Source organism: Streptomyces flavidovirens DSM 40150, assembly GCF_000429085.1.
GTDB classification, from domain to species: Bacteria; Actinomycetota; Actinomycetes; order Streptomycetales; family Streptomycetaceae; genus Streptomyces; species Streptomyces flavidovirens.
Window position 1 is genome coordinate 201,972 of sequence record NZ_AUBE01000002.1, and the last position, 14,155, is coordinate 216,126.

Sequence of the window (14,155 nt, forward strand, 5' to 3'; positions counted from 1 at the left end):
ATGACGGAAATCCTCGGCAAGTACGCCGACTTCGAAGGCCTCCGCGAGCAGGCGATCGCGCTCCGCCGCGAGGGCCTCAGCCGCCGCCAGATCCGCGATCGCATCCAGGTCGACAACAACGACATCCTCAACCGCCTCCTCGACGGCGAACCCGCCCCGGAATGGACGAAGCGCCCGAACGCGAAGGACGACCTCCGGGCGAAGGCGCGAGAGCTGCGCCTCCAGGGCCTCACGTACGACCAGATCCAGGTGGAACTGGGCTGCTCGAAGAGTTCGATCTCGCTGTGGGTACGGGACCTGCCGAAGCCGGAGCCGCGCTTCACAGACGAGGAGCGCCGCACGCGTATGAACGCGGGTCTCGCCCATCTGCGCTCAGCCCAAGACCAAGAGCGTCAGGAAACGAAGCGCAAGGCCCGCGACGAGGTCGGCGAGCTCTCCGATCGGGAGCTGTTCCTGGTCGGCGTCGGCCTGTACTGGGCCGAGGGAGCCAAGGACAAGGACTACCGACGCTCGGAGAAGCTCCAGTTCATCAACAGTGACCCCAACATGATCCGGGTGTATCTACGCTGGCTCGAAATTCTCGGGGTCACCCGCAAGCGCATGCACTTCCGCGTCAGCATCCACGAGTCGGCGAACGTCCTCGATGCCGAAAGCTTCTGGGCAGACCTGGCAGGCGTCGACGTTTCCGTCTTCCAGAGGGCAACGCTCAAGAGGCACAACCCGAGGACGACGCGAAAGAACACCGCCGAGGCATACCGAGGCTGCCTCATCATCTACGTCACCAAAAGCGCCGATCTCTACCGTCGCATGGAAGGGGCTTGGTACGGCATAGTGTGTGGTGCCGGTCCGGCGACCTGACCTAGTGTCCGGTTTAGCCGGGTTTATCCCCCATGGTGTAATCAGGCAGCACTGCAAGTTTTGGTCTTGTATGTCCAGGTTCAAATCCTGGTGGGGGAGCTTCTAGGTTCGGGTCCTGACCACACAGGTCAGGACCCGCCCGCGTTTCGGGCATGACACCCCCCGGTATCCTGCGGATGTCCACCACCCGAAGCCGAAGGGCATCACCGTGAGCGCCAACCGCCCGGCCGCCGTCGTCGTCCTCGCAGCGGGTGAGGGCACCCGCATGAAGTCGGCCACCCCGAAGGTCCTGCACGAGATCAGCGGGCGCTCGCTCGTCGGCCACGTCGTCGCCGCCTCCCGTGAGCTGGACCCCGAGCACCTCGTCGTGGTCGTCGGCCACGCCCGCGAGCAGGTCGCCGCTCACCTCGGCGAGATCGACGCCGAGGTCCGTACCGCCGTCCAGGAGCAGCAGAAGGGCACCGGGCACGCCGTCCGTATGGGGCTTGAGCAGCTCGGCAGCAGTGGGATCGACGGGACTGTCGTCGTCGTCTGTGGCGACACCCCGCTGCTGACCGGTGACACCCTGGCCCGCCTCGCGCGGACGCACGCCGCCGACGGCAACGCCTGCACCGTGCTGACCGCCGAGGTTCCCGATTCGACGGGGTACGGGCGGATCGTGCGGGACCGGGACAGCGGCGCGGTCACCGCGATTGTCGAGCACAAGGACGCCACCGACGCGCAGCGTGCGATCCGTGAGATCAACTCCGGGGTGTTCGCTTTCGACGGGCGGCTGCTCGCGGACGCGCTGGGCAAGGTGCGTACGGACAACAGCCAGGGTGAGGAATACCTCACTGATGTGCTCGGCATCCTGCGTGAGGCCGGTCACCGGGTGGGTGCCGCGGTGGCGGCCGATCACCGGGAGATCCTGGGCATCAACAACCGTGTTCAGCTCGCGGAGGCGCGCAGGCTGCTCAATGTGCGGCTGCTTGAGCGCGCGATGCTCGGCGGTGTGACGGTTGTCGACCCGGCGTCGACGTTCATCGACGTGACGGTGACGTTCGATCAGGACGCGGTTGTGCATCCGGGTACGCAGTTGCTCGGTACGACGCACCTCGGTGAGGGGTGTGAGGTGGGTCCCAACTCGCGGCTGGCGGACACGGTCGTCGGTGCGGGTGCCCGGGTGGACAACACGGTGGCGGAGCGCGCAGAGGTGGGTGAGGGCGCGACGGTCGGCCCGTACACCTACCTGCGGCCCGGTACGAGGCTCGGCCCGAAGGCGAAGGCCGGTGCGTACGTGGAGATGAAGAACGCCGTTGTGGGCGAGGGCACGAAGGTGCCGCATCTGTCGTACGTCGGCGACGCGACCATCGGCGAGTACACGAACATCGGCGCTGCGAGCGTCTTTGTGAACTACGACGGTGAGTCCAAGCACCACACGACGATCGGTTCGCACTGCCGGACGGGTTCGGACAACATGTTTGTGGCGCCTGTCACGGTGGGGGACGGAGCGTACACCGCTGCCGGCTCTGTCATCACCAAGGATGTGCCGCCTGGTTCCCTCGCCGTCGCCCGTGGGCAGCAAAGGAATATCGAGGGTTGGGTGGCGCGCAAGCGTCCGGGAAGTGCCGCCGCGCAGGCGGCTTCCGCCGTGACCGAACAGGCCGACGGCGAAAGCTGACCGGGAACAGGTGCGTCGAACTCGGCGTACCGTGATACGTGCACACAAATTCGGCTGGTTCGCGCGAAAGTGGCTCGCGGCCAGAGGACACGTCTGAGGAGACAGTGCTGTGACCGGGATCAAGACGACCGGCGAGAAGAAGCTCATGCTCTTCTCCGGCCGCGCCCACCCCGAGCTGGCCGAGGAGGTCGCACATCAGCTGGGTGTCGGCCTCGTGCCGACGAAGGCTTTCGACTTCGCCAATGGTGAGATCTACGTCCGCTTCCAGGAGTCGGCGCGTGGTGCGGACTGCTTCCTGATCCAGAGCCACACGGCTCCGATCAATAAGTGGATCATGGAGCAGTTGATCATGGTTGATGCTCTGAAGCGGGCTTCCGCGCGGAGCATCACCGTGATCATCCCGTCGTACGGCTATGCCCGTCAGGACAAGAAGCACCGTGGCCGTGAGCCGATCTCGGCCCGCCTGATCGCTGACCTGCTCAAGTGCGCGGGCGCGGACCGTATTCTCACGGTCGATCTGCACACGGACCAGATCCAGGGCTTCTTCGACGGCCCGGTCGATCACTTGTCGGCGCTGCCGGTCCTCGCGGACTATGTGGGCGCGAAGGTGGACCGGAGCAAGCTGACGATCGTGTCCCCGGACGCCGGCCGGGTGCGGGTCGCGGACCGCTGGTGCGACCGGCTGGACGCGCCGCTGGCGATCGTTCACAAGCGCCGCGACAAGGACGTCGCCAACCAGGTGACCGTCCACGAGGTTGTCGGTGAGGTCAAGGGCCGGGTGTGTGTCCTGGTCGACGACATGATCGACACGGGTGGCACCATCTGCGCCGCCGCGGACGCGCTGTTCGCCAACGGCGCGGAGGACGTCATCGTCACCGCGACGCACGGCATCCTCTCGGGTCCGGCGGCGGACCGGCTGAAGAACTCGAAGGTCAGCGAGTTCGTGCTGACGAATACGCTGCCGACGCCGGGCGAGCTGGAGCTCGACAAGATCACGGTGCTGTCGATGGCGCCGACGATCGCGCGTGCAGTGCGTGAGGTCTTCGAGGACGGTTCGGTGACGAGCCTCTTCGAGGAGCAGTCGTAACGCCGTCGTCTGATCCGTAGATCGATTTCTGGTACGGCCTTCCCGCCGGGTAGACTCCCTGAGTTGCTCGGCGAGGGAGGCCGTACTCATTTCAGTACGGCGCATCCGTTATCGACGCGCTCTTCGTAGCAGGCCGTTTCGTGGCCGGGTGACCCATCCGTTTTTTCGTCACCCGCGAGGAGTGCAGCCATGGCTGAGATCAAGATCGCCGCTGAAGTCCGTACCGAGTTCGGCAAGGGCGCTGCCCGTCAGACCCGCCGCGCCAACAAGGTTCCCGGCGTCATCTACGGCCACGGTGCCGACCCCGTACACGTCAGCCTGCCGGGTCACGAGCTCATGATGGCGCTCAAGACCAGCAACGCGCTGCTGAGCCTCGACGTGGACGGCAAGACCGAGCTCGTCATCCCCAAGGCCGTCCAGCGTGATGCCATCAAGCGCACCATCACCCACGTCGACCTGCTCGCGGTCAAGCTGGGCGAGAAGGTCACGGTCGAGGTCGCGGTGCACACCGAGGGCGAGCTGGCCCCGGGCGGCAACCTGCTGGAGAACGTGCTGAACACGCTGTCGGTCGAGACCGAGGCCACGCACATCCCCGAGTCCGTCACGGTCTCCATCGCGGGCCTTGAGGCCGGTGCCTCGATCCACGCCAAGGACGTTCCGCTGCCCGAGGGCACGACCCTGGTCACCGACCCGGACGCCATCGTCATCCAGGTTCTGGCCCCGCAGGCCGAGGAGGCCCCGGCCGAGGGTGAGTCCGAGGGCTCCGAGGCCTGAGCCTCGCTGCTCACCGTCCAGCCGCCGTTCCGCGCCTCTGCGCGCGGGACGGCGGCTGGCGTATGAACCGGTATGGAACCGGCGTATGAAGGAGACATGCAGATGACGGACGCAGCCGATCCCTGGCTGATCGTGGGTCTGGGCAATCCGGGTCCTGATTACGCGGCCAACCGGCACAACGTCGGCTTCATGGTCGTCGACCTGCTCGCGGAGCGCATGCGGGCGCCGTTCAAGGCGCACAAGGCGCGGGCCCAGGTCGTCGAGGGCCGCATGGGTGCGCCGGGCCCCGCGAACCGGCGTGTGGTGCTGGCCAAGCCGCAGTCGTACATGAATCTGTCCGGTGGCCCGGTCACCGCGCTGCGTGACTTCTACAAGGTCCCGACGGCGCACATCGTGGCGGTCCATGACGAGCTGGACATCGATTACGGGACGCTGCGCGTCAAGCTGGGCGGCGGCGACAACGGGCACAACGGCCTCAAGTCGATGACCAAGTCGATGGGGCCGGACTACCACCGGGTGCGCTTCGGGATCGGGCGGCCGCCGGGTCGGATGCAGGTGGCCGACTTCGTGCTGAAGGACTTCTCGTCGACGGAGCGCAAGGAGCTGGGTTACTTCGTGGACCGGGCGGCGGACGCGGTGGAGTGTCTGGTGGCCGAGGGGCTTGAGCGCGCGCAGAGCGCGTACAACTCATAACAATCGGCTCAGCCACCTTGGCCATAGGTTGACCGAGCGCGGTCATATGGCCAAGGATCGCGGTCCATGGCCTCGAAGCGGACTCTAGCCCTCCTGTACGCCCGACGTGCGGCGATGGCCGGCGTCGCCCTGCTGCTGCTCGTCGCGGGCGTCCGTTCGTCCTGGGGCGCGGCCCAGCACGTCATGCTCGCCAAGGGGCGTGAGCACGGCACGATGAGGGTCGCCGAGTGCGACGCCGAGACGTGCACCGGCGCGTACACGCCCGATGGCCGTACGCCCGACCACCCGCGCGTGTCCATCGACAAGTCGATCGCCGTGAAGAAGGGGGCAACGCTCTTGGTCGTCCTGAAGCCCGGCACGACCGAAGCGGTACGCACGGGACCCGGGGGCCTTCTGCACGCCTGGGCGCCCCTGGGCGGCGCCCTGCTGCTCGCGGCCCTGGTCATCGCGGGCGGCCTGCGGCTGACCCGGCTGGCGTGGGCGTCGGCCCTGGCGGGCGGGGCACTGCTGGGGGCGGCGTTCATCGCACTCTGAGCCGGTCCGGTTAAGCGGAGTGCCGCATTCACCCGATCGTTATCGAGGACTACCCGGACGAGTGGACGTTCTGGGTACGGAAGCGTCACAACGCACCTTGACGGGCCCGGCACGTTAACAGGAGGCTGAGCCGCCCCCCACGGCACCCTCCCCTCTCACGATGGACTTGCCCATGCGCGTTCGTTCTTCCATTGGCGCTGTGGCGACGGCAGCGGCCTTCTCCCTGCTGACCGCTTCCCCCGCGCTCGCCACTGACCACACGTACACCGTCGAGCTGCGTCAGCAGCTTCCGCGTACCGCAACCACGCAGGACGGTGGCGCTCCGCAGGAGAGCAACTGTCCCGGCATCCCGGAGGACAAAGACGGCTGGCACTTCGTGCTGCCCGGTAACGACTCGCACTTCGTCAAGCTGACGGTGACGTTCGAGCCCGGCGGGCAGCAGGTTGTTACCGCCTTCGGTCCGCCCTCCGACAAGCACGCCTATGTGGCCTCGGCGCCGGGGGCCACGCTCACCTCCGTCGTTACCGAGGTTGAGGGCGGCGCTCTGAAGAAGTTCAACCTGTCGCACACCTGCCCGGCTCAGGAGAACACTCCGGCCGAGCCCGGTCAGGACCAGGACGAGCCCGGTCAGGACCACGACGAGGCCGGTGAGGACCAGGGCGAGGCCGGTGACAAGCCCGGCAAGCCCGCCGACAAGCCCGCCGACAAGCCCGCCGACAAGCCGGCCGCCGAGCCTGCCGACAAGCCCTCCGCCGAGCCCGCCCCGGCCGCCGAGCAGCCGACCGGGGACGTCTCCCCGGCGGAGTCCGCACCGGCGTCGCCGGCCCCGGCCGGTCAGGACGATCCCTCCGGTGACCTCGCCGAGACCGGTTCGGGCGCGCCCGTCGCCGCTCTCTCCGCCGTCGCCGCCGCGCTGCTCGGCGCCGGTGGCTACCTGGTGATGCGCCGCCGCAAGGCCGCCCAGCAGAGCTGATCAGCAAACGCGAACGGCGGTGGTCCCCCTCCGGGACCACCGCCGTTCGTGTTGTCCGTACCGCCGTGTCAGCCCGTGTTGCGCAGGCCCGCCGCGACGCCGTTGACCGTGAGCAGCAGGGCCCTGGCCAGCAGCGGGTCCGCCTCCTCGCCGCGCTCGGCCGCCGCGCGCTGGCGGGCCAGCAGCGAGACCTGGAGGTAGGAGATCGGGTCCAGGTAGGCGTCGCGGATGGCGAACGTCTGCTGGAGCACGGGGTTGGAGTCGAGCAGCCGCTCACCGCCGGTGATCCGCAGGACCTCCGCCACCGTGAGCTCGTGCTCGGCGCGGATCGTCTCGAAGACGTGCTTGAGGTCGTCCGGGACGAGCGTGTCGACGTAGTGCTGTGCGATGCGCAGGTCGGTCTTGGCGAGCGTCATCTCGACGTTGGAGAGGAAGTTCCGGAAGAAGTGCCAGTTCTCCTGCATCTCTTCCAGGACCGTGTCGAGGCCCGCCTCGCGCAGCGCCTTCAGGCCGGACCCGACGCCGTACCAGCCCGGCACGATCTGCCGTGACTGGGTCCAGCCGAAGACCCACGGGATGGCCCGGAGGCCGTCGAGTCCGGCGCCGCTGTCGGGGCGGCGCGAGGGGCGCGAGCCCAGGTGCAGGTCGGCGAGCTGGTCGACGGGTGTCGCGGCGAAGAAGTACGCCGGGAGGTCCGGGTCCTCGACGAGCCGCCGGTACGCCGTGTGGGCGGCCTCGGACACCGTGTCCATCGCCGCGTCCCAGCGTGCGAGTGCCTCGTCGGACTGGCGGGGCGCGGTGTGCAGGGCGGACGCCTGGAGTGTGGCGGCGACCGTCAGCTCCAGGTTCTCCCTGGCCAGGGACGGCACGAGGTACTTGTCGGAGATGACTTCGCCCTGCTCGGTCACCTTGATCTCGCCCTCCAGCGTGCCCCACGGCTGGGCGAGGATCGCGTCGTGCGAGGGGCCGCCGCCGCGGCCGACGGTGCCGCCGCGGCCGTGGAAGAGCCGCAGGCGTACGCCGTACCGGTGCGCGACGTCACGCAGGCGGCGCTGGGCGCGGTGGATTTCCCACTGGCTGGTGGTGATGCCGCCGAACTTGGAGGAGTCGGAGTAGCCGAGCATGACCTCCTGCACGTCGCCGCGCAGGGACACGAGCCGCCGGTAGGACGGGTCGGCGAGCATTTCGTCGAGGATGACGTCGGCGGCGCGCAGCTCGTCCGTGGTTTCGAGGAGCGGCACGATGCCGATCTTCGCCCAGCCCGCGTGCAGGTCGACCAGACCCGCCTCGCGGGCCAGGACGGCAGCGGCGAAGACGTCGTCCGCGCCCTGGCACATCGAGATGATGTACGACTCGATGACTTCGGGCCCGAAGCGCTCCAGCGCCTCCTTGACCGTGGTGAACACGCCGAGCGTCTTGTGCCCGGCGGCGTCCAGCGGCGGCGGGGTGGGGGCCAGCGGCCGCCTGGACCGCAGTTCCTTCGCGAGGAGCTTCTGCCGGTACTCGCGCGGCATGTCGGCGTACCGCCAGGACTCCTCGCCGAGGCGGTCGAAGAGCTGTCCGAGGGCGTGGTGGTGCGCGTCGGCGTGCTCGCGTACGTCCATGGTGGCGAGCTGGAGGCCGAACGCCGCGAGGGTGCGGATCGTACGGTCCATGCGGCCGTCGGCGAAGAGGCCGCCGCGGTGCTGGCGCAGCGACGTCTGGATGAGCGCGAGGTCGGCGATCAGTTCGCCGGTGCCGAGGTAGTCGATGCCGGGCTGGTGCGCGGTGCCCTTGGCGAGGCGCTCGCGGGTGTTGACGAGCTTCTGCCGGATGCAGGTGGCCTTGAGCCGGTAGGGCTCCTCGGCGTTCAGGCGCTTGTAGCGGGGGCTGATGGGCAGCCGCTCCAGGTCGGCCTGGAGGGAGGCCAGCAGCTCGTCGGTGACGCCGGTGTAGCGGATGGAGTTCGAGAGCTGGCCGCGCAGCTCGTCGACGAGCGCCAGGGCGTCGGTGATGCCGTGCTCGTGCTGAAGGATCAGCACGTCCCAGGTGACGGCGGGCGTGACGTTCGGGTTGCCGTCGCGGTCACCGCCGATCCAGGTGCCGAAGGTGAGCGGCCGGGTGCCGGCGGGCAGCTCGACGCCCACCCGCTCCAGCTCGGCGGCGAGGTCCTCCAGGACGTCACCGACCGCGCCGGCGTGCAGCTCGTCCAGGTAGTAGATCGCGTTGCGCGCCTCGTCGGCGGGCTCCGGGCGTACGACGCGCAGTTCGTCCGTCTGCCAGATGAGGTCGATGGATTCGGCCAGACGGAGGTCGTGCCGTCGCCTGTCGGAGGCAATGACGGGGGTTTCGAGAAGCTCGGCGATGCGCCGGAGCTTGTTCAGTACGGACCGGCGCGCGGCCTCGGTCGGGTGCGCCGTGAAGACGGGCCTGACGTTGAGGTTCTTGACGGTGTGGCGCAGGTGCTCGGGGTCGGCGTCCTTGAGCTTGTCCGCCGTACGGGCGAGGAGTCCGCCCTCTTCGGCGCGCTTGGCGCGCATCTCGCGACCGCGGTGCACCTGCTCGGTGACGTTGGCAAGATGGAAATACGTCGAGAAGGCGCGCACCAGCCTGGCTGCGGTTTCCAGGTCGGTGTCGCCGAGCAGTTCCGCGGCGGCCTCGCCGTCGGTGCGCGTCAGGGCGCGCACCCGTTCGACCAGCTCAAGGAGCTCGGGGCCCTCCTGCCGTACGAGGGTCTCGCCCAGCAGGTCGCCGAGACGGCGGATGTCGGCACGCAGCTCAGCGCTGGTGTTGGGGTTCTGGTCGGCACTGCTCACAGGTGCGGCTCCTTGCAGTGTTTGAGCACGTCTGGAGGTTTTGTGGACCACGCTGTCCGACGGCACCCAGGATATGCGGCGCGGCCGAACCCTTTCCCCGCGGCCTCTTGCCGCCGGGCAAAGCGCTGCCATACTTACGACGCCGTAGGTTACGCATCCGTAGCCAAAGCTTGCGCGGTAAGAGTTTCCGCTTCCACCACTTCCCTCACCCCACAGGGGACCCCATGACCACTCGTTCCGACGTGCTCGAAGATGCCCGCGAGGCGGGCGACGACACCTCGGCCCCCTCCGCGACGCGCGGTGGGGAGTCCAAGCGCTCCATCGAGCAGCTCGCGCTTCTCCTCTTCATCACCGTCCCCTTCCTGGCCCTGCTGGCGGCTGTGCCGCTGGCCTGGGGCTGGGGTGTGAGCTGGCTCGATCTGGGCCTGATGGTCTTCATGTACTACCTCGGGTGCCACGGCATCACGATCGGCTTCCACCGCTACTTCACCCACGGCTCCTTCAAGGCGAAGCGCCCGCTGCGTATCGCCCTGGCGGTCATGGGTTCGATGGCGGTCGAGGGCCCGCTGGTCCGGTGGGTCGCCGATCACCGCAAGCATCACAAGTTCTCGGACGCCGAAGGGGACCCCCACTCCCCGTGGCGGTTCGGCGAGACGCTCCCGGCGCTGATGAAGGGCCTGTGGTGGGCGCACATCGGCTGGATGTTCGACGAGGAGCAGACGTCGCAGGAGAAGTACGCACCGGACCTGATCAAGGACCCGGCGATCCGCCGCATCTCGCGCGACTTCGCGTACTGGACGATCCTGTCGCTGGCCATTCCGCCGCTGGTGGGCGGCCTGGTCACGATGTCGTGGTGGGGCGCGTTCACGGCGTTCTTCTGGGGCTCGCTGGTGCGGGTGGCCCTGCTGCACCACGTCACGTGGTCGATCAACTCGATCTGCCACGCGGTGGGCAAGCGCCCGTTCAAGTCGCGCGACAAGTCCGGCAATGTGTGGTGGCTGGCCGTACTGTCCTGCGGCGAGTCCTGGCACAACCTGCACCACGCCGACCCGACGTCGGCGCGCCACGGTGTGATGAGGGGGCAGATCGACTCCAGTGCCCGCCTGATCCGCTGGTTCGAGCAGGCCGGCTGGGCGTACGACGTGCGGTGGCCGAGCGCGGACCGTATCGACTCCCGGCGCAAGAGTGAGCCCTCCGAAGCGGCATGATGGGTGACGTGGCGATCGACGGCAGCAGTACGAACAGCGAGAAGAGCAGGCCCACTCCGAGCCGGCGTGCCCGACGCGTCCGGATGACCGGCAAGGAACGCCGCGAACAGCTGCTGGACATCGGCCGCACCCTCTTCGCCGAGAAGGGTTTCGAGGGCACGTCGGTGGAGGAGATCGCGGCGAAGGCGGGGGTTTCCAAGCCGGTCGTGTACGAGCACTTCGGCGGCAAGGAGGGTCTGTACGCCGTGGTGGTCGACCGTGAGATGAGCCGCCTGCTCGACATGGTCACCGGTGCGCTGACGGCGGGCCATCCGCGTGAGCTTCTCGAACAGGCCGCGTTCGCCCTGCTCGACTACATCGAGACGTACACGGACGGTTTCCGGATCCTGGTCCGCGACTCGCCGGTGGCCCAGTCGACCGGGTCCTTCGCCTCCCTGATCAGTGACATCGCCACCCAGGTGGAGGACATCCTGGGCCTGGAGTTCAAGGCCCGCGGCTTCGACCCCAAGCTGGCCCCGCTGTACGCGCAGGCCCTGGTCGGCATGGTCGCGCTGACGGGCCAGTGGTGGCTGGACGTGCGCAAGCCGAAGAAGGCGGAGGTCGCGGCGCACCTGGTCAATCTGTGCTGGCACGGCCTGGAGAACCTGGAGGCGAAGCCCCGCCTGATAGGCCACAGGAAGAGCTGACCCCCGAACCGTGTGAGCGGGCCGCCCTGCCGGGGGGCGGCCCGCTCACGTCGCCTGCCTCCGAAGGCGTTCGCGTCAGACGGTACGGTCCGCCCGGTCGCCCTTGACTCCGCCGAGGAACGCGGCGAAGGCAGCGGCGGTGACGGCGAGCACGGGGCCTTGCGTGATCTTGGAGTCACGAACCCCGACCCACGACCGGGCATGCGCGATCTCGACGCACTCGTTGTCGGCCGCGCTGTAGCTGCTCTTGAACCAGCGCGCAGCCGCGAGCTGAGCGGCGGTTGGTGCTTTGCTCATCGAGGGAGCTCCTGTCGTGCTGCGGCCGACAGCTCGTCACCCTTGACCCCTCCAAGGAACGCCGCGAAGGCATAGGCGGTGACGGCGAGCACGGGGCCTTGTGTGATCTTGGAGTCACGGACGGCTACTCGGGAGCCAAGGGCAGCAACTTCTACGCACTCGTTTCCCTCGCCACCGCTGTAGCTGCTCTTGAACCAGCCCGCAGCCGCGAGCTGAGCGGCGGTTGGTGCTTTGTTCATCAAGGGCGCCCTTGTCGCGCTATGACCGACAGCTCGTCGCGCTTGACCCCTCCGAGGAACGCCGTGAACGCATCGGCGGTGACAGCAAGAACCGGGCCTTGCACGACCTTCGAGTCTCGGATGCCGGTCGTGCCGTCAGCGAAGGCAACCTCGACGCAGTTGTCTCCTCCTGAGCTGAAGCTGCTTTTTGTCCAGTTGGCGGCGCTCAGGCCGACAGTCTTACCAGTCACGCTTCCTCCTTGGTGAGGTCTTTGATGAAGTCGCGTGATGCCGGGATGTCCAGTGCTCGGGCACGCAGGTGATTGAAGGCGACGTCGTAGCGACCCACGTGAACATCTTCCTCCAGGTAGAGAGAGGTTGTCAGTGGCTCCACCACAGCCAACGGGTCCCCGGAGTCGAACCGGAAGACAGTGAAGGCACCGTCGATTCCCGCATGTACACCAGCGCTGAACGGCAGCACCTGGATCTCGACCCCCGGCAACTCTTCGGTGACGTCGAGCAAGTGGCGTAGTTGCCCGGCCATCACCTGCGGCCCGCCAATCGCCCTGCGCAACGCAGCTTCGTCCAGCACGCACCATAGGGACAGAGGGCTCTCCCGGCGCAGGACCTCCTGGCGCTTCATGCGCAATTCGACGAAAGTGCGTACCTCTCGTGCCGTGCGCCACTTGCCGCTTCCGTCGACGACTGCGTGCGCGTATTCGGGGGTCTGGAGCAGTCCGGGAATCAGCTGGACCGCATACCAGTCCGCGTGCGCGGCCAACTCTTCGAGTTCGAGGTAGTCGGCGAAGGGATCACGGACAGCGTCGCGGTACTGGTTGAACAGGTTGGTACTGCGCGATGACGAAGCGAGGGACGCCAACTTCCGGATTTCTTCGATGCGCTGGGCGTCTTCGACACCGTAGGCGTCGAAGTACTTTCCCAGGGCCGCCGAGGGGACGCGTTGCTTACCGTTCTCGATCTTACTGAGCGCGGACGGGCCGGAGAGGCCCAATCTCGCTACCGCATCAGGGAGGTTGAGACCCGCGCGCTGGCGCAGTGTGCGCAGCGCGAGGCCAAGCCGACGACGCATCAGGTTCGGACGAGCATCAGCCATGCGTCAATCACCGCCTCTCTGGCGGGGACTTTACACACACGCCCCCACCCGGCATATGCCATCTTCACCCACTCGAATGAAAGCTCCCCCAGCATCTTGCCGAGAAACCTTTCTCGCCGCCAAGCTCATTGCCGTAACACAAGGAGCTGACGCAATAGCTCAAAGTGAGCGTCTGCGGTGCGCCAAGAGGAGCGGCCATGGCATTGCACACCCCTGCGGACCTCCGCACCGAGGTCCTGGACCTTCTCTCCCTCACTACCGAGGCTCACCTCCGTCTCGCCGGACTCGCCTGCGCCCGGTGCGGCAGTACCGCCCCGCTCCGACCCGGCGGCCACGCGTACACCCGCAGCCCCGGCGGCGGGCGGCTCGGATGGGCCGTGAAGGTCTGCGAAGGCTGTCCCCTTACTCACCCCACAGAAGGGGAATTGGGCTCATGACCAACTTCGCCGCCCGCGCAGTCGACCGGCTGCTTCCCTGGACCGGTGAGGACGGCCGGCCCTGTTACCTCTCCACGGACGGCGACGGCCCGCTGTCCCGGCTCGCCGACCGTGTCGAGTTCGTACAGCTCGGCCTCGCGGGCCGGCTTCTCGACCACGCGCGGGGTCGGATCGCCGAAGCCGGGCCCGCCACCGCCACGGAACTCCGCCTTCTGGTCAGCCGGTTGACGGACGCCCTGGGCGACGCGCTGCTCATCGCGGAGAGCCGTGGCGCCCGCCTCGCCCCTGAAGGAGTTCCCGCCGTGCCCCCACTCGTCGAGGTCGCCCAGGACGCACTGGTTCACTGTCCCGCCGCGCCGCAAGCTCTGAGCCTGCTCTCGCTCCCCGGCGGGGACCTCGCCTCGGCGGGCGCCGCACGGCGCTATGTACGGGTGGTAACGGTGGCGTGGGGGTTGCCGCCGGACACGGCAGATGCCCTGGAAACGATCACCGGGGAGCTCGCCGCCAACTCACTGGAGTACAGCGCGAGCCTCTCCATCACCGTCGCCTTGTCCCGTACCGCCTCGGCGGTCGTCGTCAGCGTGAGCGACGAAGGCCAGGAGTGCGTGTCCGTGCCGGATGCGCCGGGGCCTGAGCAGGAGTGCGGGCGAGGGCTGCTGATCGTCGGCGCGCTGGCCGCCCGCTGGGGGCAACGGCGGACACGCGGCGGGCTCACGGTCTGGGCCGAGATCACCACAGCCGGGCCCGTCATCACTCTTTGTGATGACGCGGTTGGGTTCCAACCGTTACCGTGAGGGAACAGGTCAGAATCCCGCTTGTGG

At 68.0% G+C, this 14,155-nt stretch carries 15 protein-coding genes; 10 read left to right on the forward strand and 5 right to left on the reverse strand.

What is annotated here, in order from left to right; translation table 11 throughout:
* From G412_RS0103620 to G412_RS0103650, 7 genes are all read left to right on the forward strand, one after another.
* The gene (locus G412_RS0103620) at positions 1 to 858 is read left to right on the forward strand and encodes a hypothetical protein (protein ID WP_028810867.1); all 858 of its coding nucleotides are present in this window, start codon (positions 1 to 3) and stop codon (positions 856 to 858) included.
* A 208-nt stretch (positions 859 to 1,066) separates the two neighbouring features.
* Positions 1,067 to 2,518, forward strand: a complete 1,452-nt coding sequence (gene glmU, locus G412_RS0103625; protein ID WP_028810868.1) for a bifunctional UDP-N-acetylglucosamine diphosphorylase/glucosamine-1-phosphate N-acetyltransferase GlmU — start codon at positions 1,067 to 1,069, stop codon at positions 2,516 to 2,518.
* 109 nt (positions 2,519 to 2,627) lie between these two features.
* On the forward strand, positions 2,628 to 3,605 hold the full coding sequence (locus G412_RS0103630) for a ribose-phosphate diphosphokinase (RefSeq protein WP_028810869.1): 978 nt from the start codon (positions 2,628 to 2,630) through the stop codon (positions 3,603 to 3,605).
* 189 nt (positions 3,606 to 3,794) lie between these two features.
* The gene (locus G412_RS0103635) at positions 3,795 to 4,379 is read left to right on the forward strand and encodes a 50S ribosomal protein L25/general stress protein Ctc (protein ID WP_028810870.1); all 585 of its coding nucleotides are present in this window, start codon (positions 3,795 to 3,797) and stop codon (positions 4,377 to 4,379) included.
* Between the two features lie 102 nt (positions 4,380 to 4,481).
* Complete coding sequence (gene pth / locus G412_RS0103640; protein WP_028810871.1) at positions 4,482 to 5,072, forward strand: aminoacyl-tRNA hydrolase; 591 nt, start codon at positions 4,482 to 4,484, stop codon at positions 5,070 to 5,072.
* Positions 5,073 to 5,138: 66 nt separating this feature from the next.
* Positions 5,139 to 5,606, forward strand: coding sequence for a hypothetical protein (locus tag G412_RS0103645; RefSeq protein WP_028810872.1), 468 nt, complete (start codon positions 5,139 to 5,141; stop codon positions 5,604 to 5,606).
* A 199-nt stretch (positions 5,607 to 5,805) separates the two neighbouring features.
* Positions 5,806 to 6,579: an LPXTG cell wall anchor domain-containing protein gene (locus G412_RS0103650; RefSeq protein ID WP_244282838.1), complete on the forward strand. Its 774-nt coding sequence runs from the start codon at positions 5,806 to 5,808 to the stop codon at positions 6,577 to 6,579.
* Positions 6,580 to 6,647: 68 nt separating this feature from the next.
* Here the strand turns inward: G412_RS0103650 and ppc are convergent, their stop codons facing one another.
* Positions 6,648 to 9,374 (reverse strand): phosphoenolpyruvate carboxylase, encoded by a 2,727-nt coding sequence (ppc, locus tag G412_RS0103655; RefSeq protein ID WP_028810874.1) that lies wholly within the window; start codon positions 9,372 to 9,374, stop codon positions 6,648 to 6,650.
* 224 nt (positions 9,375 to 9,598) lie between these two features.
* Here ppc and G412_RS0103660 point away from each other — a divergent pair, with 224 nt between their 5' ends.
* Positions 9,599 to 10,582 (forward strand): acyl-CoA desaturase, encoded by a 984-nt coding sequence (locus G412_RS0103660; protein WP_028810875.1) that lies wholly within the window; start codon positions 9,599 to 9,601, stop codon positions 10,580 to 10,582.
* On the forward strand, positions 10,579 to 11,268 hold the full coding sequence (locus G412_RS0103665) for a TetR/AcrR family transcriptional regulator (protein WP_037647586.1): 690 nt from the start codon (positions 10,579 to 10,581) through the stop codon (positions 11,266 to 11,268). Before G412_RS0103660 ends, G412_RS0103665 begins: the two co-directional genes overlap by 4 nt.
* A 75-nt stretch (positions 11,269 to 11,343) precedes the next feature.
* On the opposite strand, the gene G412_RS0103670 is transcribed toward G412_RS0103665, so the two are convergent.
* Genes G412_RS0103670 through G412_RS0103680 form a run of 4 tightly spaced genes read right to left on the reverse strand, consistent with a single transcriptional unit; the run spans position 11,344 to position 12,897 of the window.
* The gene (locus tag G412_RS0103670; RefSeq protein ID WP_028810877.1) at positions 11,344 to 11,565 is read right to left on the reverse strand and encodes a DUF397 domain-containing protein; all 222 of its coding nucleotides are present in this window, start codon (positions 11,563 to 11,565) and stop codon (positions 11,344 to 11,346) included.
* A complete protein-coding gene (locus tag G412_RS37665) occupies positions 11,562 to 11,804 on the reverse strand; it encodes a DUF397 domain-containing protein (protein ID WP_078606772.1) in 243 nt (80 codons plus the stop codon). Before G412_RS37665 ends, G412_RS0103670 begins: the two co-directional genes overlap by 4 nt.
* Positions 11,804 to 12,034: a DUF397 domain-containing protein gene (locus G412_RS37670; protein WP_244282839.1), complete on the reverse strand. Its 231-nt coding sequence runs from the start codon at positions 12,032 to 12,034 to the stop codon at positions 11,804 to 11,806. The genes G412_RS37665 and G412_RS37670 overlap by 1 nt, the downstream gene beginning before the upstream one ends.
* Positions 12,031 to 12,897 carry a helix-turn-helix domain-containing protein gene (locus G412_RS0103680; RefSeq protein WP_028810879.1) on the reverse strand — a complete coding sequence of 289 codons (867 nt, stop codon included), beginning with the start codon at positions 12,895 to 12,897 and terminating at the stop codon, positions 12,031 to 12,033. The genes G412_RS37670 and G412_RS0103680 overlap by 4 nt, the downstream gene beginning before the upstream one ends.
* Before the next feature lie 433 nt (positions 12,898 to 13,330).
* On the opposite strand from G412_RS0103680, the gene G412_RS41530 reads away from it, so the two are divergent.
* Positions 13,331 to 14,128: an ATP-binding protein gene (locus G412_RS41530; protein ID WP_157839052.1), complete on the forward strand. Its 798-nt coding sequence runs from the start codon at positions 13,331 to 13,333 to the stop codon at positions 14,126 to 14,128.
* Positions 14,129 to 14,155: the final 27 nt, after the last annotated feature.

Bases quoted from the DNA above. Each gene is read 5' to 3' on its own strand.
- G412_RS37665 (WP_078606772.1), bottom strand. From the start codon at position 11,804: ATGAACAAAGCACCAACCGCCGCTCAGCTCGCGGCTGCGGGCTGGTTC.
- G412_RS0103670 (WP_028810877.1), bottom strand. From the start codon at position 11,565: ATGAGCAAAGCACCAACCGCCGCTCAGCTCGCGGCTGCGCGCTGGTTC.
- G412_RS0103620 (WP_028810867.1), top strand. From the start codon at position 1: ATGACGGAAATCCTCGGCAAGTACGCCGACTTCGAAGGCCTCCGCGAG.
- G412_RS0103645 (WP_028810872.1), top strand. From the start codon at position 5,139: ATGGCCTCGAAGCGGACTCTAGCCCTCCTGTACGCCCGACGTGCGGCG.
- G412_RS0103660 (WP_028810875.1), top strand. From the start codon at position 9,599: ATGACCACTCGTTCCGACGTGCTCGAAGATGCCCGCGAGGCGGGCGAC.
- G412_RS41530 (WP_157839052.1), top strand. From the start codon at position 13,331: ATGACCAACTTCGCCGCCCGCGCAGTCGACCGGCTGCTTCCCTGGACC.
- pth (WP_028810871.1), top strand. From the start codon at position 4,482: ATGACGGACGCAGCCGATCCCTGGCTGATCGTGGGTCTGGGCAATCCG.
- G412_RS0103665 (WP_037647586.1), top strand. From the start codon at position 10,579: ATGATGGGTGACGTGGCGATCGACGGCAGCAGTACGAACAGCGAGAAG.
- G412_RS0103680 (WP_028810879.1), bottom strand. From the start codon at position 12,897: ATGGCTGATGCTCGTCCGAACCTGATGCGTCGTCGGCTTGGCCTCGCG.
- G412_RS0103635 (WP_028810870.1), top strand. From the start codon at position 3,795: ATGGCTGAGATCAAGATCGCCGCTGAAGTCCGTACCGAGTTCGGCAAG.